Consider the following 20,761-nt stretch of genomic DNA (forward strand, 5'->3'; position numbering starts at 1 on the left):
CCGCACGGGGACCCGCGGTCGCGAGTCGCGTGGGAATCGCTCTCGGCAGCGCGATATTGCTGTGCTTCAGCACCGGTTTGCTCAGCCACTGGATTCAGCATCCACCGAGCTGGTTCTGGTGGCCCGCCCATCCTGTCTGGCTGTATCGGGTAACCCAGGGCGCGCATGTGATCTCGGGTGTCGCCGCGATCCCACTGCTGCTGGTGAAGCTCTGGGCGGTGTACCCCAGACTGTTCCACCGCCCGATCATCGGTTCGCCATTGCGAATCCTCGAACGCGGCTCCATCGCGATCCTGGTCGGCGCGACGATCTTCCAGCTGTCGACCGGGCTCCTCAATATCGCCCAGTACTACCCGTGGAAGTTCTTCTTCCCCACCGCGCACTACGCCATGGCCTACGTCGCCGTGGGCGCACTGGCCGTGCATTTGGCCGTCAAACTTCCCGTCATCCGGGACGCTCTGCAATATCGGCTGGTCGAATCCCCGACCGAGCCGCCTGCCGATACCAGTACGCGGTCGCACATCTCGCGACGTGCGGTGCTGACGGGTGGTGGTGTCGCTGCCGTCGCAGCGGGGTTGGCCGTTGCCGGGCAGACGATTCCTTTCCTGCGCTGGGCTGCGGTGCTCGCGCCGCGCAGTGGGCACGGGCCACAGGGCGTTCCGGTCAACCGATCGGCCGCGGCAGCCGGGGTCGGTGACCGGGCCCGTGATCCCGAGTACCGGTTGACGGTCACCATTGGCGATCGGCAGCGCCAATTCACCAGGGACGAACTGCTTTCCCTGCCGCAGACTCGGGCCCGCTTGCCGATTGCCTGCGTCGAAGGCTGGAGCGCGGGAGCCGACTGGTCCGGGGTGCGCCTGCTGGATTTGCTGGCGGCGGTCGGCGACTATTCCGGTGGCGATATCCGCTTCCGCTCGCTGGAGCAAACCGGCATCTACGGGAGTTCGATTCTCCCGCAACGTCATGCGGTCGACGACAGCACCCTGGTCGCCCTGACCATCAATGGCGAAACCCTCGATCTGGACCACGGCTACCCATGCCGTCTCATCGCACCCAACCGACCCGGCGTCCTGCAAACGAAATGGCTGTCCGAAATCGAGGTGCTGCCATGATCGCGGCCCGCATACTGCTGCTCCTCGTCGGCAGTTGGCTCGGCTGGTACGGCATCAGCGCATTATTCGACCTACCCCCAACAGATCTCGACTCGATCGCGATCTGGTTCGCGGGCGGGATCCTGCTGCACGACGCGGTCTTCGCCCCGATCTGCGCCGCACTCGGGCTCACAGCTCGCCACCTACTGCCACGCACCTGGTGGGCCGTCACCGCCTGTGGTGCCATCTGCTCGGTCGCGCTGGTACTGATCGCCCTCCCGGTCCTCGACCGTGGCGACGGCATGCCGAGCAATCCCACCGTCCTGGACCGCAACTATCCTGTCGGACTGGCAGTCGCCTTGATCCTCGTGTGGTCGCTGGTCTTCCTCGCCCACGCTGTGGCCGTCCGGTCCCGCCGAGGATCTCGGGATGCTATTTCCATGAGGGAAGCGTCGGTAGCACGCCACTGAGGTCTGCGCCTTCGGAACGACCAAGGAGCCAGGAGAGTAGCGCAGATGCGGGCCCGCTGACGGTGTGGTCCGCAGACCCACTCCCGACGGTCGCGGTGAAACCCGTATCAGTGGCTCGCACCTCGAACGCGGCCGCCGGATCACCCTCAGCGGCAAACCCCTTTGTCAAATCAGCAGCCGCCCGCGGAAGCAGCCGAGCAACGAAATCCTTCGGCCAATCACCAGGTTGGTAACCGGCCGCCAAATCGACATGATGGATCTCCACCTCCTGCAGCCGCATCCAAATGACCTCGCTCGCCGGAATAGGCCGCCCCTGCCGGGTCCGAACGGTCGCCGTCCACGCCTCCTCGGGAGCGGTCTGCGCAAGCGCCAGCCAGCGATTCGCCGCCGCTTCGTTATCGGCCGACTGCTCGGCAAGTGGCCGCGGCGCACCCGCCTCGATATCGGCATCCCGGATGAACATGCTGGCGTACTGCGGTGTTTCGATCCCGGTCCGCGCCCAGAGCAGCAGATTGACCAGACTGTCGGCATTGCGCGCGATGTGTGCGAGCAGATGCCCCCGGGTCCACCCGGGCAGCAGCGAGGGCACGGTCACGTCATCGTCGAGCCCTCGAATGGTGTCGAGCAGACGGTTCGTCGCCGCGGCGACGGTTTCGAGTTGAACGGTGGTCTCCGGCGCGTCGCTGGTCACCGAACCGACATTAGCGATCCGAACTCGGAACCGCCGCACAAATCGCGTCCGCCTCGATCTCCACCAGCAGCGCGGGCGTGATCAGCGCCTTGATCTCGTACATCGACGCGGCCGGACGGATATCGCCGAATACCTCGGCGTGCGCCTTCGCGACGTCGGGCCAGCGAGCGATATCGGTGACGAAGATCCGCGTCCGAACAACATCGGCCAGGCTCGCACCCGCCTCGGTGAGTGCGGTGCCGATGCGGCGCAGCGCTTCTCGAGTCTGCTCGCCGATATCGTCGCCGCCGACCGCATTGCCACCGGGCAGCGAGGCCGTTGTGCCGCTGACGGCGACGGTATTGCCGACGCGAACCGCCCGCGAGTAGCCGACGATATCCTCGAACTCCGAAACCGACGCGATATTCATCCGATCACCCATGGCGACAGCATGACACCAACTGGTCATTCGGACGTAGGGCATTTGTCGGCTGTCTGCGATAGGCAGACACGATGAAAGCGCACCCTCGTATCACCGCGGTCGCCGTCCTCTGTGTGGGCGTGCTGGCCGCAGGCTGCTCGTCCTCGGATGCCAAGGCCGACTTCACCGTGGCCAAGGACCAGCCGCTGGTGATCTCCCTGGACGACCTGCTGGCCGCCACGGGTGGCACCGCCGCCGTGACGATCGCCGATCCGGAACACGGCACGCTGACCCGCCGCCTCGACGGCGCACTGGTCTACCAGCCGAAGGCGGGCTACACCGGCACCGACGAGCTGAAGGTCACCACCACCGACGCGGTTCGCCTGTACACCACCGACATTCCGCCGCTCGGCGAATTCGGCGGCACCACCGTGCAGGCCAGCGGCTACGGCTCGGCATGGACCCCGGCGCCGGGCGCACCGGGGGAGTTCTACGGACTCACCGATCGCGGCCCCAATGTGGACGGTCCCGGCAAGAACGAGAAGCTCACCCCGACACCGGGTTTCGTGCCGAAGATCGGCCGATTCAAGCTGGTCGGCAATCGCGCGGTCCTGCAATCCACGATCGATCTGCACACCGCCAACGGCACCCCGTTCAACGGCCAGGTCGATGTCGCCGCGAGCACCGGCGAAACCATCAAGGACCTCGCCGGAAACGTCCTGCCGCCCACCGACCACGGCCTCGACCCGGAGGGGCTGGTCGCGTTGCCGGACGGCACCTTCTGGATCTCCGACGAATACGGCCCGTTCCTGGTGCATTTCGACGCCAAGGGCGGCGAACTGGAACGATTCGCCCCGGGATCCGGTCTGCCCAGGGAACTTTCGCTGCGCACCCCGAACCAGGGCATGGAGGGCCTGACCATCACACCCGACGGTGCGACCCTCGTCGGCGTCGTCCAGAGCGGCCTGAATACCCCCGGCCTCGGCGGTTCGGCCAAAGATGTGCCGATGACCCGCATCGTCACCGTCGATCTGAAAACCAAGGCGATCAAGGAATTCGTACTCCCGCTGCAGGATCCGAAGACCAGCAAGTTGGCCGTCTCCGAGATCACCGCGCTGAGCGCCACCACTTTCCTGGTCGACGAACGCGACGGCAACCTGCCTCCGAAGGCCGATAAGAAGCTGTGGACCATCGATATCTCCGGCGCCACCGACATCGGCCCGGAGTCGAAGGTCCCCGGCGCGCAATACGATCCGGAACGCGGCGGCCTCCAGATCGACGGCAAGCCGCTGGAAACCCTGGTCGGCACCGTCTCGACGAATGACGCAACCGTGGCGCTGAAGAAAGTGGGCGTCACCCCAGCCGCGAAGACCGCGAACCTGGATTTCGCCGCCCTGGTCACCAGCCTGAACGCCGACGGCAAGTTCTTCGGTCACGACAAGATCGAAGGCGTCGCGACGCTCGACGGCGGTAAGACCCTCTACATCGCCAACGACAGCGATTTCGGCCTTGCCGCAGGCAAGGGCGACCAGCCACCCTTCGGCCTGAAGCCGAAGACGCTGCCCAACGGTCTGCAGGACACCGGCGAAATCCTCGAAGTCGACACCACCGAACTGCCCGCGAAACTCGACACTCACACGGTCGAGATCAAGGTCGACTAACTCGAATCACTCTCGACCCACTCGCGGCCTTCCAGAATCACCGCGGCCGCCAATGTGATCAGCCACAGCGACATCGATCCGACCTGGATCCGCTGGGCGATGCCGAGCGCGTAATTGCCGGTCAGGTTGTCGGCGACCAACATCCACACGGTCGCCGCCGACCCGATCACCAGCACCACCACACCGGCCTCGCGCAGGATCCGCCACCGGTGATATCGGAAGGCGGCCACACTGAACGCGAAGGTCGCGATGGCGATAGCGGTGACCGCGATGGTGCTGGTCAGCGCGTGCGGCTGATGCAATTGCGGGAACAGTTCGCTGCCACCGCCGCCGCATTCGGCGTTGTCCTGCGGGCTGCAGTCGCGGAGTGGGAGCAGCACGTCGCCGATGGTCGCGGCGCCGAAGCAGAACAGCGCGACCCAGCCGATGGTGGTGAATCTGCGGCGCGGAAATAACAGCAGCCCGGCGATCGCGGCCGGCATCAGCAACGCGCCGACGATCTTGTCGGCGGTCGCGAACAACTCGCGATGCGGTTTGCCCACGGCATCGAGTTCGCTGAGGAAGGAGTTGACCGGATCGACGTCGATCTTCAGCACGAATTCCAGCAACCACGACGAATAGCAGAGTCCGGCGATCGCGATCGCGGCCGCGATGAGCCCGCAGGCCACCCGGACGTGGCGTTCGGCGAGCCTACGGCTATCAGTCACTGGACCATTCTCCGTCTCCTCGTTGGTCCGGTGTTCAACAGTAGGTGCGTGTGTCCGCACCGACCGGTCTTTCACACACCTCATTACCAACTCGAACACAGGGTTCTGTCAGCTCCGTCGACGATGGTTGGTAGACCTGAGGAGGTCCCCATGATCGGAATCACAACGGCAATCGCCGGAATGCTGGTGCTGACGGTAATGGCGGTGTCCGGCTACCTGGCCGCGCACGCGCCGCGCTCGCTGGTTCGGGTGCGGGAGCGCCGCTAGCGACTGCTTGCAGGTCGTTCGAAAGGGGCCGCTAGCGACTGCTTGCAGGTCGCTCGAAAGGGTCAGCCAGCGCCTCGCGCGGCCAATACGGTCTGGATCCGGTCCGCCGCCACAACGGCATTTTCGTGCTCCCAGACACGGATCACCAGCCATCCCTCGGCCGCCAGCGCAGCATCGGTGGCCCGGTCACGGGCCACATTTCCGCTCAATTTGTCCGCCCACCACTGCGCGTTGTTCTTCGGATCGGTCGCGTGCTGCGGGCATCGATGCCAGAAACATCCGTCCACATACACCGCGACACGCAGCCGGGGAAACACCAGATCCGCCCGCCGACGCTGTCCGCGCAAGGGTGCGCGATCGACGTAATAGCGCAGTCCGCGCCGATGCAATTCCCGGCGTAGCGCGAGTTCGGGCCGGGTTCCGGTCCGCCGCTGGCGGGCCATCCGCGCACTGGTCGCGGCATCGGTGAGCGGACGCCGAGCCGGGTTCATGACGCACCGAACCTCATGCCGCCCAGCCGCCCATCCGGTCGAGATGACTTTCCACATCGGCCAGAAATCCGGGCGGGAACCGTAGATTGCCCATTCCGGTGCGCCGCAGGAACCCGGCGGTCGCACGCGCCGAGAGCAGTCGCGAATCGGTGAGGAAATGCTGCAGGTCCTCGTACGGCTCGTGCACCGGCCAGGTCGAAACCGGCACCCGATAGGCGTTACCCGCGCGCCCCCACGCGGCGACCGGCCACGGCCGCCCCTGCGGCAACGGCTCATCGCCGGGAATCGGGTCCAGCGGCTCGGCCAGTCGTGCGCCGACCCAGGACGCCATCCGCACACTCACCGCATTCCCGATCAGCTTCCACCGGTGCCCGTGCCGAATTCCGGGCACCGTGGTCGCCGGTTCGGTCCAGTCGGCGTCGAAGCCCTGCAGCCGCTCGCCGTCGACGATGCCCGGTGTGACGAGCTCGCCCGATGGCAGCCGCACCGCGGGCGGACTCGCGATGCCCAGCGCCGAACCGCCCTTGAGCGTCGGGATCGCATTCACCGCCCAGCCGAGCCCGCGCACACCCTCGGTCCAGTAGAACCCGCACGGATCCTGTTCCGGGTCACCGAGATCGAGTGGTCCGGCATCGTCGGCGAACAGCACCCGGCGCGGATCCTCGGTGCGCGAGGCCAGCATCAGCACCCGCTGACGGCGTTGTGGCAGCCCGAACGCGCGCGCGTCCACCAACCGGTATGCCCAGGTGTAGCCGAGCTCCTCCAGCGCGCTCGTGATGTGCCGCATGGCGGCCCCACGACCCAACTGCAGCATGAACGGCACATTCTCGATCAACAGCCAGCGCGGTCCACGCTGCCGGCGCACCAGCCGGAACACCTCGTCCACCAGACCGGAGCGCTTCCCGGTGATGCCCGCGGTCCGTCCGGCCTGCGACAGGTCCTGACAGGGAAATCCGGCGGCGACCAGCTCGGTCCCGGCGGGCAGGGCACGCAGCCGAGTGATGTCCCCCTGCAACGGAATCCCGGGAAAGCGCGCGGCGAGCACCGCCTGCGCACCGGGATCGATCTCGCACAGCAGCTCGGTGTGCCAGCCGTGGTGGCCGAGGCCGAGCTCCAGCCCGCCGATACCGGCGAACAGCCCGACCATCCGCCCGCCCGTCACAGTCATCCCTTCTCGCGGTTGCTCGCGGATCGCTCGGAACCACCAGCGCTGCGTATCCGCTCAGCAGGTTACTCGAGCATTGAATGCGACGACCAGCGACCGCCACGGTATTGTGTCGAGCACCCGATCCGACCGGTTTGCCCGAGCAATGCCCACGGTCGAATCACGGTTTGCTCGGTCGTTCGATGACCTTCCACGCGCAGTTCCCGGTTTACCCCAAGAGTGACGCCAGGAAAGTGAGCGAAATGCAGATTCCGTCCACCAAGAACGGAAACTATCCCAACGTTGTCGTGACCAGTCTGGCGGCGACCACTTCGATCGCCGGTGATGTCGACTCCACCTGGAAGGGCCTGCTCAACGGTGAGAGCGGTATCGATGTCCTCGAGGACAGCTTTATCGAGCAGTTCGAGCTACCCGTGCGCATCGGTGGACATCTGAAGGTCAAGCCGTCGGCTTGCCTGACCAGGCAGGAGACGCAACAGCTGTCCTATGTGGAGCAGATGGCCGTGGTGCTGGCCCGTGAAGTCTGGCGCAATGCGGGCAGCCCGGAAGTGGACAAGAACCGCCTCGGCGTCGCCATCGGCACCGGCCTCGGCGGCGGCGAATTCATCACCGACGCGCGCGACCGGCTGCAGAACGGCGGCTACCGCAAGGTGTCGCCGCTGACCGTGCAGCGCATCATGCCCAACGGCTCGGCCGCCTGCGTCGGCCTCGAACTCGGCGCGAAAGCGGGTGTGGTGACGCCGGTCTCGGCCTGCTCGTCGGGTTCGGAGGCGATCGCCAATGCCTGGCAGATGATCGTGATGGGCGATGCCGACATGGTGGTCGCCGGCGGTGTCGAGGGTTCCATCCAGGCCGTGCCGATCGCGGCGTTCACCATGATGCGCGCCATGAGCACCCGCAACGAGGACCCGAGGGCCGCCTCCCGACCATTCGACAAGGATCGCGACGGATTCGTCTTCGGTGAGGCGGGCGCGATGATGGTCATCGAAACCGAGGAGCACGCCAAGGCACGCGGCGCGACGATTCACGCACGGCTGATGGGTGCTGGGATCACCTCCGACGCCTTCCATTTGGTCGCACCCGATCTCGAGGGCAAGGGTGCCGCGCGGGCGATGACCAGGGCCATGCAGAAGGCCGGTATCAGCAAAAGCGATGTCGGCCACGTCAATGCGCACGCGACCGCGACGCCGATCGGCGATACCGCCGAGGCGCAGGCCATCAATGCCGCCGTGGGCGACCATGTTTCGGTCTACGCACCGAAATCCGCACTGGGTCATTCGATCGGCGCGGTCGGCGCCCTGGAATCGGTGCTGACGGTGCTCTCGGTGCGCGACAGCATCGTTCCGCCGACACTGAATCTGGACAATCAGGATCCGGAAATCGAGCTCGATGTGGTCAAGGGCCAGGCCCGCCCCGGACGAATCGACTACGCCGTGAACAACTCGTTCGGTTTCGGCGGACACAATGTCGCGATCGCCTTCGGGCGGTACTGAATAAGTCGGGAAGGCGCACCTGCTAGCCTTCCCGACGCTTCGTTATCGACCTGTGTTCGGTGTAATCGCACGGCCTGAGTGCCTGCGTTGGCAAAAGGATAAGGCGATGATCGACGAGACCTTCGACGACTATTTGGACGATCAGGGCAATATCAAAATCCGTGGCGATAAGACCCTGATCGACTTCGTCGACAAGCACAGCGCGGAGAACGGCGACGACCTCGCCTACCGCTACATCGACTACTCGCGCGAGCGTGACGGCGAGTACATCGAATTGACCTGGCACGAATTCGGCGTGCGGCTGCGTGCCGTCGCGGCCAGGCTGCAGCAGGTGACTCGGCAGGGTGATCGGGTGGCGGTGCTGGCCCCGCAGGGGCTGGACTACGTCGTCTCGATCTTCGCGGCGGTTTACGCGGGCAATATCGCGGTGCCGCTGTTCGATCCGGAGGAGCAGGGTCATACCGATCGCCTGCATGCGGTGCTCAATGACTGCACGCCGTCGGCGATTCTGACAGTCGGTTCGGCCGCGGCGGGGGTACGGAATTTTTTCCGGCACCTCCCGGCGGTCCAACGTCCGCGGATTATTGCGGTGGACGCGATTCCGGACAGCGTCGGCTCGACCTGGGTGCGACCGGAAATCAATATCGACAGCGTCGCCTATCTGCAGTACACGTCGGGCTCGACCAGGACCCCGGCCGGTGTCGAGATCACCCACCGCGGGGTCGGCACCAATCTGCTGCAGATGATCGATGCCATTGGGGTGCAAGAGAATTCGCGTGGCGTCACCTGGCTGCCGCTATTCCACGATATGGGTCTGCTGTCCGTGATCCTGCCGACCATCGGCGGCGGATTCATCACGATCATGTCGCCGAGCGCTTTCGTGCGGCGGCCGTATCGCTGGATCAAGGAACTGGCCGCCGCCTCCGACGGCGCCGGAACTTTCGCGGCCGCACCGAATTTCGCATACGAGCATGCGGCGGCCCGCGGTAAGCCGAAAGCCGGTGAGGAACTGGATCTTTCGAATGTGATCGGGCTGATCAACGGCAGCGAGCCGGTTTCGGTGTCGTCGATGCAGAAATTCAACGAGGCGTTCGCGCCGTACGGTCTGCCCAAGACCGCGCTGAAGCCCTGCTACGGCATGGCCGAGGCGACCTTGTTCGTTTCCGCGACCAAAGCCGAGGATGAGGCGAAGGTCGTCTACGTCGATCGCAATGAGCTCAATGCGGGTCGGATGGTGGAAGTGCCGAAGGGCGCGGAGAATTCGATCGCGCAGGTGTCGTGCGGTTACGTGGCGCTATCGCAGTGGGCGGTGATCGTCGATCCGGAAACCGGCATCGAGCGCGGTAACGGCGAAGTCGGCGAAATCTGGCTGCACGGCGACAATATGGGCATCGGGTACTGGGGTCGGCCGGATGAAACCGCCGCGACCTTCCACAACATCTTGGCGCAGCGACTATCGGAAGGCAGTCACGCACAGGGCACCGATACGGACGCGAAGTGGATGCGCACCGGCGACTTCGGTGTCTACCTGGAGGGCGAGCTGTATATCACCGGCCGGGTGAAGGATCTGGTGATCGTCGACGGGCGCAACCACTATCCGCAGGATCTGGAATTCTCGGCGCAGGAATCCAGCACCGCACTGCGGCCCGGATTCGTCGCGGCATTCTCGGTGCCCGCGAATCAATTGCCCGCATCGGTATTCGAACAGGGCAGCCATTCCGGCCTCGCCTTCGATGCCGATGACACCTCGGAGCAGTTGGTCATCGTGGCCGAGCGCGGCACCGGTGCGGCGAAGCTGGATCCGCAGCCGATCGCCGATATCGTGCGCGGCGCGATCGCACAGCGCCACGGCGTCATGGTGCGTGATCTGCTGCTGGTTCCGGCGGGCTCGATTCCGCGCACGTCCAGCGGCAAGATCGCCCGGCGCGCCTGCCGCACCGCGTATTTGGAGGGCACATTGCGTGGCGGCTATCAGCAGCAGGACTTTCCGGACGCACCGGTGGAACCGGAGCAAATGTCCGTCTGAGCTCGGGTTATATGACGGTACAATTGAAGCAACGGCCATCGGCGCCTGGGAATCTGGGCGCCGATGTCGTGTGCGGTGCGTCTATGGCGCGGATCGGGGGTGTCGCGGGGGTTCTTGACCTCGAGGTTACTCGAGGTTGTTTGCTGTGGACGTGGCGGAAAATCGGTTGGTCGATCTCGGGACTGATGCCACGCTGAAATGTCGGACCCCGATGCGAACATCACCGGGGATCCGTTCGCGACACAGCCAATCCAAGACGATCACAAGGGGGAGCTTTGTCCGTCACGCTCGATACGCCATTGGCCGACACGGAGGTCGACAGACCGGAGCGGCCCGCCGCCGCGGTGCCGGGCCGCCTGCAATCGCTTCTTCGGTTCTGGCCGTATCTGCGGCCGCATCGGTTCATGCTGCTCGGCGCCACCACGCTCGCGGTGCTCGCCACCCTGACGGCGATCATGATTCCGCTGGTCATCGCGCGAATTATCGACGGCCCGATCCAGCGGCGCGATTTCGGCGGCGTCGTGTTTCCGGTGCTGCTGGTGCTATCGCTCGGTCTGCTGGAGGCGTGCGGCGTTTGGGGCCGGCGATGGCTGATCGCGAAGCCCGCGGCCCAGTTCGAGATCGATATGCGCGCCAAGATCTTCCGCAAGCTGCAGACGCTCTCGATCGGGCGGCACGATGCCTGGGAGTCCGGCCAGCTGCTCTCCCGCGCGGTCGACGATATGGGCACCATGAAGCGGTTCGTCGCATTCGCGGGGCCGTTCCTGATCATCCACTTCATCGTGATCCCGATCGGTCTGGTGGTGCTGTTCGCGCTGAGCTGGCAGATCGGGCTGACCTTCGCGTTCCTCGCGATCCCGCTGTCCTACGTCTGCCTGCGATTCGAGCGGCGCTACGGTGTGGCCTCGCGGCGCTCGCAAGATCAGGCCGGTGACCTCGCCACCACTGCCGAGGAGTCCGCGCAGGGCATCCGGGTGCTGAAGGCATTCGGTCGCGGTGCGTTCTTCGGTGGGCGGTTCACCGCGCAGTCACGGGAACTGCAGCAGACCGAACTGCTCAAGGTGCGGCTGGACGCCACGCTCTGGTCGGCGATGGTGTGCCTGCCGCAGCTGGCCATCGCCTTCGCGCTCGGCTACGGCGGTTACGCCGTCGCCAATGAGACGATGACGCTCGGCACCCTGGTCGCGAGCATCACACTGGCGACCTTCCTGCAGTGGCCGATCATCTGGACCGGCTTCCTGCTCGCCGAGTGGAACGATGCGCGCACGGCGGCGGACCGGTTCTGGGAGATCATCGACACCCCCGTCGAAATCGCCGATCCCACGGATCCGGTGGCACTGCCGGAGCGGATCGTCGGCGAACTGACTGTGCACGGAGTGCGTTTCGCCTTTCCGGACGCGAAGGATGAAGTGCTGCACGATATTTCGCTGAAGGTGCGCCCGGGTGAGACGGTGGCGCTGGTCGGCGCGACCGGTAGCGGCAAGACGGCGCTGCTCAACCTGATTCCGCGGCTCTACGACGTGACCGACGGCGCCATCACCATCGACGGCATCGATATCGCGTCGATGCGGGTCTCCGATCTGCGTTCGCTGGTCTCGGTGGCATTCGAGGAACCGGTGCTGTTCTCGGCGAGTGTGCGGGAGAACGTCGCCCTCGGCGATCCGGAGGCCACCGACGACGATGTGCGGCGCGCGCTGGATGTCGCCCAGGCCACCGATTTCGTGAACGACCTGCCGTGGGGACTGGATACCCGAATCGGAGAGCAGGGGCTGAGCCTGTCCGGTGGTCAGCGCCAGCGGCTGGCCCTGGCCCGCGCGGTGCTCGCGCGCGAAAGCGCGGGGGAGCGGACTCGGATCATGGTGCTCGACGACCCGCTGTCCGCACTCGACGTGGAGACCGAGGAGCGCGTACAGGAACGGCTGCGCACGGTACTGGCCGGTGCAACCACATTGCTTGTGGCGCACCGACCTTCGACCGCGGCACTGGCCGACCGGGTGGCGCTGGTCGCCGACGGCCGGATCGTCGCGGAGGGCGCCCACGATCAACTACTGAAAACCAGCGGTCGCTACCGCGAACTGATGGGCGGTGAATCATGACCACCACCGAAACCGCCGTCCCCGCAGACGATTCGGCCGACCGCGACCAGGTCGCCGACTGGCGCGGCATCGCCAACGAGGACAAGGCGGTCACCGAGACCGGGAACCTGGTGCTGGCCGGTCGATCTCGGCGCCTGCTGCTGAGCCTGGTCCGGCCGTACCGCAAACTCGCGGTCTTCGCCCTGCTGCTGATCGTGCTCGACAATGCCGCGATGGTGTCGGCACCGTTGTTCGTCGCGCACGGGCTCGACACCGGCATCGCCGAGGGCGTCGCGGGGAACTGGGCGCCCTTGGCGCGCACCGTCGCGGGTTACGTTTGCGCGGTCGGCGTCGGAGTCTTCACCACCTTCGTCTTCCTGCGGATCTCCGGAAGGCTCAGCCAGAGTGTGCTTTTCGATCTGCGGGTCCGGCTGTTCGCCCATATGCAGCGGCTCAGCGTGGCCTTCCACGAGCAGTACACCTCCGGCAAGGTCGTCGCGCGACTGACCGGTGATATCGAAACTCTGCAGCAGTTGCTGGAGAGCGCGCTGAATCAGGCACTGAGCGCGATCCTTTCGGTGCTGACCATCGCGGTCCTGCTGATCTACCTCGATCAGACACTCGCCGCCATCGTGCTGCTCGGATTCGTGCCATTGGCGCTGGTCACCCGCTGGGCGCAGCGCAGGCAGCGGGCGGGCTACCGGCGCACCCGCGGCGCCATCGCGAAAGTGGTCGTGCAGTTCGTGGAGTCGATGGGCGGCATGCGCGCGGTGCAGGCCTTCCGTCGCGAGGCCCGCAACGAATCGGTGCTGGCAACCGAGGACGCCGAATACTTCCAGGCCACCACCGCCGCGATGCGCGGCATGGGCGACTATGCCGGTCTCACCCGGCTGCTCGGCAATCTGACGACGGCGATCGTCATCGTGGTCGGCGCCTGGCAGGTGATCGAGGGCAACCTCGCCGTCGGCGTCCTCGCGGCATACCTGTTGTATCTCAACGAGTTCTACGGCCCGCTCGACGAACTCGCCCAGGTATTCAACGCCTACCAGTCCGCGGCGGCTGCGCTGGAGAAGATCTCCGGTGTACTCGAGGAGGAACCCTCGGTTCGGGAGCCGGAGGAGCCGATCGCGTTGGCGAAGGCAACGGGTGCCGTGCGGATGGACCAGGTGTGGTTCGGCTACGGATCTCCAGCCGGTTCGGAGAGCCCTGGGACTGCGCAGCCGATCGCGGTTGGAGCGATGCCAAGCGGCGCGGCATCGGCCGAGTCCGTTTCGGACGGCCCGGGTGCGACGCCGGTGACCACGGTTGGCGCGATGCCGAGCGGCGCGGCATCGGCAGAGATCGAAGGTGTTGTGCCGCAATCCGAGGAGCGCGGTCGAGCGCGTCCGGTATTGCCGGAGTTCTCCCTGGAGATTCCGGCGGGGCAGGTGATCGCGCTGGTCGGTGCGACCGGTGCGGGCAAGTCCACGCTGGCCAAGTTGTTGACGCGGTTCTACGACCCGTCGGGCGGCACGGTCACCTTGGACGGTATCGACCTGCGGCGGTTGTCCGATGCGGATCTGCGGCGCAATGTCGTGATGGTTACGCAGGAGTCGTATCTGTTCTCCGGATCGGTGGCCGACAATATTCGGCTCGGCCGGCCGGAGGCCAGTGATGCGGAGGTGTTCGCGGCGGCGCGCGCGGTCGGGCTGTACGAGTTCGTCACCGCGCTGCCCGAGGGCTTCGACACCGACGTGCGCAAACGCGGTGGGCGATTGTCGGCGGGGCAGCGGCAGCTGGTCGCGTTCGCCAGGGTGTTCCTCGCGGATCCGGCGGTGATCGTGCTGGACGAGGCGACCTCGAGTCTGGACATTCCGAGCGAGCGGCAGATCCAGCGAGCGCTGGAGACGGTGCTGCGCGATCGCACCGCCGTGATCATCGCGCACCGGCTCTCCACGGTCGCCATCGCCGACCGCGTGCTGGTGCTGGAATCGGGTCGGATCGTCGAGGACGGCACGCCGAGCGAGCTCATCGGGGGCACCGGCCGGTTCGCCAGCCTGCACGCGGCATGGCGAGAGTCACTGGTGTGATGCGGGCAAGGCGCGTGCGTCGCTTACGGTAGATACGTGACGAACCCAGACCTCGGCCCCGACAGCCAACCGGCGACATCGCGGTGGCCGGCGATCCTCACGTGGCGCGCGCACAACGCGTCACGGATGGAGTCCGTCCGCGTGACGCTCAATGGCAACCGCATCCGCGCCGCCGGTCGCATGATCGGCGGCGAATGCGCCGACCATCCAGCGTTCAGTGCGTCGTATGACCTGGTCACCGACGAGAACGGCGTCACGAAGCGACTGTCCCTGCGCAGCACCACCGCCGCCGGGGAACGCCAGGCCTCGATCGCGAGGGACGAGGAGAACTACTGGCTCGTCGATGCAGGTGGCGGCCACGTCCGCTCCACCTTCGCGGGCGCCCTCGACGTCGACGTCGTACTCAGCCCGTTCTTCAACACCCTCCCCATCCGCCGCTTCGGCCTGCAGAACGGCGTCGACAACATCCAGGTCCCGGTCGTCTACGTCCGCCTCCCCGACCTCCTGGTCCAGGAAGCCAGTCTCACCTACAGCAGCGGCGCCACCGGCATCAGCGTGCTTTCTCCCGTCTCCAGCGCCACCGTCACCGTCGACGCCGACGGCTTCCTCCTCGACTACCCGGGTCTCGCCGAGCGCATCTGACCCGGCGCCTCGCACCTGCACGCGTGAATCGCTGCGGCGGCGCCGCGCACATTTTCACGCGCCGCGCAGGGATTCGCCGGGCGAACTGTGGCGTGGCGCGCAATGTGGTGCGCGCGGGTCGCTCCCAGCTTCGTGAGCACCCAGCCGCGTCGGCCTGCTTGCCGCAAACGCTCCCGTCCGGGGCGGACGGTGATTCCCACAGCCGCGTTCGCGAGCGCCTCGATGAGGCTGTCTCCTCGGTGTTCGGGGCCTCGCGCTGCGATCAGTCCAGCTTGGTGATCACCCCGCCGCGCCGGCCTGCCTCGCGCAGCGCCTCCAGCCAGTCGTGGTCGCCGGGGCGGATATCGGTGATCTCCCAGCGCTGGGCTGTTGCATAGCGTTCGCGGCCGTCGTGCCCGGCTTCGACGAGGTCGACCAGGGTGCCTGCGTCGCGGAGGCTGTCGCGGGCCGCGCCGAGCACGGTGAGCGTCTCCTCCAGTACGTCCAGCAGGGCGGTGGCGTTCGGTTCGCAGATGGCGCGGACCAGGTCGGGGGCGGTGGCGGCGACGCGGGTGCCGTCGCGGAACGAACCCGCGGCCAGTCCGAGCGCCAGCTCGCCGCCCGCCGCACCGGCCACCGCCAGCGCCTCGGCCAGGACATGCGGCAGATGGGATATCCGGGCCACTGCCCGGTCGTGCTCGTCCGCGACCACCGGGATGACCACCGCATCGCAGGCGAGCGCTAGCCGCGCCACCCGAAGCCACGGCTCAGGATGGGTGCCCTCATCCACTCCGACCGCCCACACCGCATCGCGGAACAGGCCGGGATCGGTAGCCGCCCAACCGGATTCGGAGGTACCGGCCATCGGGTGCCCGCCGACATAGCGAGCCGAGAGCCCGTGCCGACGCACCGCCTCCGCCACCGGCGCCTTGACGCTCACCACATCGGTGAGCGAGCAGCGCGGCGCGAAGGTCGCCACCTCGGCGAGGATGTGGTCCACCGCGGGCATCGGCACCGCGACCACGATCAGCGCATCGGTATCGGCGGCCCGGCTCAGTACCCCGAGCAGATCCCCCGTGACATCGAATCCGTCGGCCCGCGCGGCCTGCGCACCCGCCTCTGACCTGTTGTAACCCCACGCGTCATAGCCCGCGCCGACGGCGGCGCGCAGCAGTGAACCGCCGATCAAGCCTGTCCCGAGGACACACACCGGTGCTTTCTGGTCAGGAGTCATCGGAACAGATTCGCATACGACTTCAACATTTCGGCTCGAGCCGACTACCGTTGCGGCCATGGCAGCACAGCGCTCGGGCACGAACAAGGCTGCGTCGGACGATTACGACGACGTGGAAGGGTTCGCAGTGGCGGTTGTCCGCGAAGAAGGACAATGGCGGTGTAGTCCGCTGAGTCAGGCCGCGCTCACCGATTTGTCCGCGGCGGAAACAGAACTCAAAGCATTGCGCAGTTCCGGTGCGGTGTTCGGATTGCTGGATATCGATGACGAGTTCTTCATCGTGCTCCGGCCCGCGCCGAGCGGCACCCGGATGCTGGTCTCGGATGCGACGGCCGCGATCGATTACGACATCGCCGCCGATGTCCTCGAGGCACTCAATGTCGAAATTCCGGACATCGATCCGGACGAACTCGACGATATCGAGCCATGGGAGGAGGGCGACCTAGGCGTCCTCGCCGACCTCGGCCTGCCCGAGCCCGTGCTCAGCGTGATCCTCGCCGAGACCGATCTCTATCCGGATGAGCAGCTCGGCATGATCGCCCAGCGCCTCGGTTTCGCCAACGAACTCACGGCTGTGCTGGACAAGCTGCCTCGCTGACGTGGGCCTGCTCACCGACGACACCGACATGGTCCGCGCGGCGATCTCCGCCGCAGCCGATGCGGGCGATCGCGACGTACCGGTCGGTGCCGTGGTCTTCGATGCCAGCGGCCGCGAGCTCGCGCGCGCGGCCAATGCCAGGGAGGCCCTCGGCGACCCGACCGCGCACGCCGAGATCCTCGCCCTGCGCCGCGCCGCCGCCGTCGTCGGCGACGGTTGGCGTCTGGAGGGGTGCACGCTCGCGGTAACCCTGGAACCGTGCACCATGTGCGCGGGCGCCCTGGTACTCGCCCGGGTCGGCCGCCTGGTCTTCGGCGCCTGGGAACCGAAAACCGGTGCCGTCGGCTCCCTTTGGGACGTAGTTCGTGACCGCCGTCTCAATCACCGCCCACAGGTCCGCGGCGGCGTCCTCGAAGCCGAATGCGCAGCCCTGCTCGACGTCTTCTTCCGCACCCAACGCTGACCAACCCAGTCCCTCGACAGCCGATTTAGCGATCCGCCCACCGTCCGGTATGGTTGTCGGCGGTGGCGTGTCCGAGCGGCCTAAGGAGCACGCCTCGAAAGCGTGTGAGGGGTAACCCCCCTCCGAGGGTTCAAATCCCTCCGCCACCGCCACAGCCCCGCACCTGTTAGCACAGGTGTGGGGCTTTTTCTTGCCGACTCCGGGTTCAGCGGCGGCTGCCATCCGGACGAGCCTGCGCAACTGCTCGCCCTGCTTGATGACGGCAATATTCGTCTCTAGCTCGCCCCGCGCTATCCGGTCGGCGGCCTGGTCGAGTTCGGCCTCATCGCCTTCGATGGCAAGTCCTGTCGAATTCCCAGCGGCAGAACGAGTTTGGAGCCAACTTGGTCTTCGAGTCGCCGCGTCTCCGCCAACAGCTCCGCAAGATCTTGGCCGAGGCCCGACCGATGTCGCGCCGTTCGGCCAGGGCAGCCGGCTCCCGTAAGCGCAACCGGGTCGAATGATCAGGCTCGGACTTCTCGGTAGTCGGACTGTGGCCGCATGAAGCCCGGACGTGCCGCCGAGCGTGTCCGAAGCGTGGTGGACCATGCAGCGCCATCGCGGACGCTGCGGAATGCCCGCGCAAGAAAGCGCCCAGGCAAGTGCTGATCGACGCGGGCCGCATGGTTCCGGACACGGCACGGGAGTACTGAACGGCACCGGCTGTCCAAGGCGGCATTCCGCAGCGTGCCTGTGCGGCGGCAGCGCGAATGGTTGGCCGACTACTCCGTCGGAATGCCGATCCACTGCATGCAGCTTTGGCTCCAGTTCACCGCGCCGCGCCAGATCGTCGACCCAACTTGGCGGACAGCCTGCGAGTCGTGGCTGTAATCGCTGTTGCTGCCACCTGATTCAGCGCCGGGCGCACGAGTTCTCGCGTGGGCCCGGCGCACCTTTCCGGCCGGGTCCGGGGGACCGATCGTCTCTAGTTCGCGTCCGGGAAAGCCTGGCGCACACCGAAGGTGATCGCTTCGGCTTCGCCCAACCTGCGGCGTTGGACACGCATCAGTGCCTCCACGACGCTCGCGGTCCGATTGTCGCTGTGTGCATCGATGAACGTGACCACTTCTGGACGTCGGACGGCAATTTGGATCCTCATACCACCCATACCTCGATGGTAATCCGCATGGCTGCAGAAGATGCTCGCTGATCGCGCAACCGATTTCGGTCCGCGCGATGCGGCCGGGTTGCTGCTCCGAATCAACGAATTCGCCGACTGTGGACTTCCTGGGTAAGTAAGCGGCGGGCGGGTATACGGCGATTAGGTAAGCGCGGGGAGGGTGCGCAGCGACGATGCGGTGCAGTACGAACCGCGCCCGATTGATTCGCGAGAGTTAGATGAGAGAGCCCTATTTTCGATTCGGCAGTCTGCTGGTGCTGATATGGCTGGTGATCGGCGTCGTTGCCGCGGGGCAGCGGCACTACTTCGACAGCGGTCCGGTCAATTGCGCCGGATTCGGCACGATTGCGGTGACGGTGATCGCCGGTCCGCTCAACTATATGGGGGTGAATCCGAAGATCGACGATTGCAATGTGCCCCAACCCAGTCAGTAGTGCGTGAGGGCTGAGTTCCGAGGGTTCGGCCACCCTCAGGGCTCAGGGCGTGCTCTGCCGGGCGGCGACATGCCGTGCGGTCGGGCGCGCCCGCCCGCGCCCGTCACGATGCGATAATTCGCTGAAATTCCGTGTGCGCGGTTCGCGGGAGAGATATGGGCGAGATGAAACTTGGCAGCGTGCTGATCGTGATCTGGTTGATCATCGGCGTTGTCGCGTCGGGGCAGCGGCACTATTTCGACAGTGGTCCGATCAACTGTGCGGGCTTCGGCTCGATCGCCCTGACCGTCCTCGCGGGCCCGCTCAACTACATGGGCGTGAACCCGAAGATCGCCGATTGCAATGTCCCGCAACCGAGTCCCTAGAGCGGCACCGGCTCCAGATCCCGCTGTGGTTCAGGAGTTTTCGTAGAACCGGCGCCGGAAGCGCCCGCCGACGCGATGATGACGAGGCCGATACCGGCGCACTGAACGAGCGCGAGATCTTCGCCGAGCAGAAGCAGTCCCGCCGCGGCCGCGACCGCTGGTTCCAGACTCATCAGCACACCGAAGGTGGCGGCCGAAATCCGGCGCAGCGCTTCGAGTTCGATGGCGTGCGGCACTCGCTGCACGCGATGTAGGCACCCCACCCCGCGCCCGCGGCAATCGCGAACAGTACGCCGGTCCACGACACCGGACCGCCGGTCTTCACCATCAACAGCACACCCAGCCCGGCCACCACCGTCCACACCAGATCGCGGGGTCGACGCGAGGCGATGACCGCAACGGTGAGCGGTCCGAGGAAGTCCAGGGCGACCGCCATACCGAGCGGTATGCGTTCGATGGCGGCATAGAAGCACAGATTCATCGCGGCGACGGCGACACCGAGACCGATGATGCCGGGCAGTGCCGCGCGGTCGACGCGCAGCGAGGGCCGCCACAGCAGCAGTGCGATGGCGCCCGCGAAGGCCAGACGCACACTTGCCGCCGTGCTGGCGCCGATGATCTCGAACAGATACTTGGCCAAGCCCGCACCCAGTTGGATACTGACCATAGCGGCGAGGATGAGGATGGGCGCGGGCACCGCGCGAGCCGCGCGTGGCTGAACCTTTACAGCCGAAAGCTAGGTGTCCTAAGTAAATGACAATGGACTGGTCGGTTTCTCGAAAACGGTGCTTACCTTGCCGATCGACGCCCGATCTGTGGTGATCGGCACAAGCGCTCATCCGGCCGGAGAGTGATCGTCTCGCGTGCGGGTATCCGAGTTGGTACGCGAGTGCGAAAGGAAGCGATGACGATGCGCGAGCGTGTGACCCACCCGAGACCAGCGCCCTCCGCTGGTGCGCGACTTTTTGCGATGCTTCTGCTGATCTGGCTGGTCGTCGGCGTTGTCGCCGCAGGTCAGCGTCACAACTTCGACAGCGCCCCGATCAACTGTGCTGGTTTCGGCACCATTGCCGTGACGGCGCTGGCCGGTCCGCTCAACTACATGGGTGTGAACCCGAAGATCGAGGAGTGTAACCTCCCGCAGCCCAGTCAGTAATACCCGGTCTCCCATCGGAATTCGAGTGGTCATCGGCGAATTCCAGTGGGAGCGTGCCGAATTCGAAGCTCAGCCGCCCCATACCGGCTGTCGCATCTCGTCGGGCGCCTGCTGTCACGAAAACA

22 protein-coding genes and 1 tRNA gene are annotated in these 20,761 nt (G+C 66.1%); 14 read left to right on the forward strand and 9 right to left on the reverse strand.

Annotated features, from left to right (window positions below; genetic code table 11):
• Nucleotides 1–29: 29 nt before the first annotated feature.
• Both ON44_RS01400 and ON44_RS01405 read left to right on the forward strand, forming a co-directional pair.
• Nucleotides 30–1,112, forward strand: coding sequence for a molybdopterin-dependent oxidoreductase (locus ON44_RS01400; RefSeq protein WP_245566966.1), 1,083 nt, complete (start codon nucleotides 30–32; stop codon nucleotides 1,110–1,112).
• A complete protein-coding gene (locus ON44_RS01405) occupies nucleotides 1,109–1,561 on the forward strand; it encodes a hypothetical protein (protein WP_040685920.1) in 453 nt (150 codons plus the stop codon). The genes ON44_RS01400 and ON44_RS01405 overlap by 4 nt, the downstream gene beginning before the upstream one ends.
• Here ON44_RS01405 and ON44_RS01410 read toward each other — a convergent pair.
• Together ON44_RS01410 and ON44_RS01415 are read right to left on the reverse strand one after the other, a co-directional pair.
• Nucleotides 1,524–2,252 (reverse strand): maleylpyruvate isomerase family mycothiol-dependent enzyme, encoded by a 729-nt coding sequence (locus ON44_RS01410; protein ID WP_040685960.1) that lies wholly within the window; start codon nucleotides 2,250–2,252, stop codon nucleotides 1,524–1,526. The two genes, ON44_RS01405 and ON44_RS01410, sit on opposite strands and share 38 nt — an antisense overlap.
• Nucleotides 2,253–2,262: 10 nt before the next feature.
• Nucleotides 2,263–2,673, reverse strand: a complete 411-nt coding sequence (locus tag ON44_RS01415) for a RidA family protein (protein ID WP_040685921.1) — start codon at nucleotides 2,671–2,673, stop codon at nucleotides 2,263–2,265.
• A gap of 71 nt (nucleotides 2,674–2,744) precedes the next feature.
• On the opposite strand from ON44_RS01415, the gene ON44_RS01420 reads away from it, so the two are divergent.
• A complete protein-coding gene (locus ON44_RS01420; protein WP_040685922.1) occupies nucleotides 2,745–4,313 on the forward strand; it encodes an esterase-like activity of phytase family protein in 1,569 nt (522 codons plus the stop codon).
• On the opposite strand, the gene ON44_RS01425 is transcribed toward ON44_RS01420, so the two are convergent.
• From ON44_RS01425 to ON44_RS01435, 3 genes are all read right to left on the reverse strand, one after another.
• Entirely contained in the window at nucleotides 4,310–5,020 is a 711-nt protein-coding gene (locus ON44_RS01425) for a DUF998 domain-containing protein (protein WP_245566967.1), read from the reverse strand. The genes ON44_RS01420 and ON44_RS01425 overlap by 4 nt on opposite strands.
• A 329-nt stretch (nucleotides 5,021–5,349) precedes the next feature.
• Nucleotides 5,350–5,778, reverse strand: a complete 429-nt coding sequence (locus tag ON44_RS01430; RefSeq protein WP_040685924.1) for a very short patch repair endonuclease — start codon at nucleotides 5,776–5,778, stop codon at nucleotides 5,350–5,352.
• A gap of 13 nt (nucleotides 5,779–5,791) precedes the next feature.
• A complete protein-coding gene (locus tag ON44_RS01435) occupies nucleotides 5,792–6,946 on the reverse strand; it encodes a DNA cytosine methyltransferase (RefSeq protein WP_040685925.1) in 1,155 nt (384 codons plus the stop codon).
• Between the two features lie 239 nt (nucleotides 6,947–7,185).
• Here ON44_RS01435 and ON44_RS01440 point away from each other — a divergent pair, with 239 nt between their 5' ends.
• From ON44_RS01440 to ON44_RS01460, 5 genes are all read left to right on the forward strand, one after another.
• Nucleotides 7,186–8,436 (forward strand): KasA/KasB family beta-ketoacyl-ACP synthase, encoded by a 1,251-nt coding sequence (locus ON44_RS01440; RefSeq protein WP_040685961.1) that lies wholly within the window; start codon nucleotides 7,186–7,188, stop codon nucleotides 8,434–8,436.
• Nucleotides 8,437–8,542: 106 nt separating this feature from the next.
• Nucleotides 8,543–10,462: a long-chain-fatty-acid--AMP ligase FadD32 gene (fadD32, locus tag ON44_RS01445; protein WP_174414956.1), complete on the forward strand. Its 1,920-nt coding sequence runs from the start codon at nucleotides 8,543–8,545 to the stop codon at nucleotides 10,460–10,462.
• A gap of 275 nt (nucleotides 10,463–10,737) precedes the next feature.
• Entirely contained in the window at nucleotides 10,738–12,558 is a 1,821-nt protein-coding gene (locus ON44_RS01450) for an ABC transporter ATP-binding protein (RefSeq protein WP_040685926.1), read from the forward strand.
• A complete protein-coding gene (locus ON44_RS01455; protein ID WP_040685927.1) occupies nucleotides 12,555–14,606 on the forward strand; it encodes an ABC transporter ATP-binding protein in 2,052 nt (683 codons plus the stop codon). Before ON44_RS01450 ends, ON44_RS01455 begins: the two co-directional genes overlap by 4 nt.
• Nucleotides 14,607–14,732: 126 nt before the next feature.
• Nucleotides 14,733–15,248 carry a putative glycolipid-binding domain-containing protein gene (locus tag ON44_RS01460; RefSeq protein WP_040685928.1) on the forward strand — a complete coding sequence of 172 codons (516 nt, stop codon included), beginning with the start codon at nucleotides 14,733–14,735 and terminating at the stop codon, nucleotides 15,246–15,248.
• Nucleotides 15,249–15,510: 262 nt separating this feature from the next.
• On the opposite strand, the gene ON44_RS01465 is transcribed toward ON44_RS01460, so the two are convergent.
• Nucleotides 15,511–16,461, reverse strand: a complete 951-nt coding sequence (locus tag ON44_RS01465; RefSeq protein ID WP_040685929.1) for a prephenate dehydrogenase — start codon at nucleotides 16,459–16,461, stop codon at nucleotides 15,511–15,513.
• Nucleotides 16,462–16,519: 58 nt separating this feature from the next.
• On the opposite strand from ON44_RS01465, the gene ON44_RS01470 reads away from it, so the two are divergent.
• From ON44_RS01470 to ON44_RS01480, 3 genes are all read left to right on the forward strand, one after another.
• On the forward strand, nucleotides 16,520–17,059 hold the full coding sequence (locus tag ON44_RS01470) for a tRNA adenosine deaminase-associated protein (protein WP_040685930.1): 540 nt from the start codon (nucleotides 16,520–16,522) through the stop codon (nucleotides 17,057–17,059).
• A 28-nt stretch (nucleotides 17,060–17,087) separates the two neighbouring features.
• Nucleotides 17,088–17,522 carry a nucleoside deaminase gene (locus tag ON44_RS01475; RefSeq protein WP_040685963.1) on the forward strand — a complete coding sequence of 145 codons (435 nt, stop codon included), beginning with the start codon at nucleotides 17,088–17,090 and terminating at the stop codon, nucleotides 17,520–17,522.
• Nucleotides 17,523–17,583: 61 nt separating this feature from the next.
• A tRNA-Ser gene (locus ON44_RS01480) sits at nucleotides 17,584–17,674 on the forward strand.
• 812 nt (nucleotides 17,675–18,486) lie between these two features.
• Here ON44_RS01480 and ON44_RS49830 read toward each other — a convergent pair.
• Nucleotides 18,487–18,660 carry a hypothetical protein gene (locus ON44_RS49830; protein WP_157187020.1) on the reverse strand — a complete coding sequence of 58 codons (174 nt, stop codon included), beginning with the start codon at nucleotides 18,658–18,660 and terminating at the stop codon, nucleotides 18,487–18,489.
• A 239-nt stretch (nucleotides 18,661–18,899) separates the two neighbouring features.
• Here ON44_RS49830 and ON44_RS01485 point away from each other — a divergent pair, with 239 nt between their 5' ends.
• The gene (locus ON44_RS01485) at nucleotides 18,900–19,115 is read left to right on the forward strand and encodes a hypothetical protein (protein WP_040685931.1); all 216 of its coding nucleotides are present in this window, start codon (nucleotides 18,900–18,902) and stop codon (nucleotides 19,113–19,115) included.
• Nucleotides 19,116–19,279: 164 nt separating this feature from the next.
• Nucleotides 19,280–19,480 (forward strand): hypothetical protein, encoded by a 201-nt coding sequence (locus ON44_RS01490; RefSeq protein ID WP_040685964.1) that lies wholly within the window; start codon nucleotides 19,280–19,282, stop codon nucleotides 19,478–19,480.
• Here ON44_RS01490 and ON44_RS51840 read toward each other — a convergent pair.
• Nucleotides 19,477–19,653 (reverse strand): hypothetical protein, encoded by a 177-nt coding sequence (locus ON44_RS51840; RefSeq protein WP_245566968.1) that lies wholly within the window; start codon nucleotides 19,651–19,653, stop codon nucleotides 19,477–19,479. The genes ON44_RS01490 and ON44_RS51840 overlap by 4 nt on opposite strands.
• Entirely contained in the window at nucleotides 19,653–20,147 is a 495-nt protein-coding gene (locus ON44_RS01495) for an EamA family transporter (RefSeq protein ID WP_218007500.1), read from the reverse strand. Before ON44_RS01495 ends, ON44_RS51840 begins: the two co-directional genes overlap by 1 nt.
• A gap of 303 nt (nucleotides 20,148–20,450) precedes the next feature.
• On the opposite strand from ON44_RS01495, the gene ON44_RS01500 reads away from it, so the two are divergent.
• Nucleotides 20,451–20,636: a hypothetical protein gene (locus ON44_RS01500; RefSeq protein ID WP_040685932.1), complete on the forward strand. Its 186-nt coding sequence runs from the start codon at nucleotides 20,451–20,453 to the stop codon at nucleotides 20,634–20,636.
• Nucleotides 20,637–20,761 lie beyond the last annotated feature (125 nt).

Origin of the sequence: Nocardia vinacea NBRC 16497 (assembly GCF_000308835.1) — a bacterium.
In the GTDB taxonomy this organism is placed as follows: Bacteria; Actinomycetota; Actinomycetes; order Mycobacteriales; family Mycobacteriaceae; genus Nocardia; species Nocardia vinacea.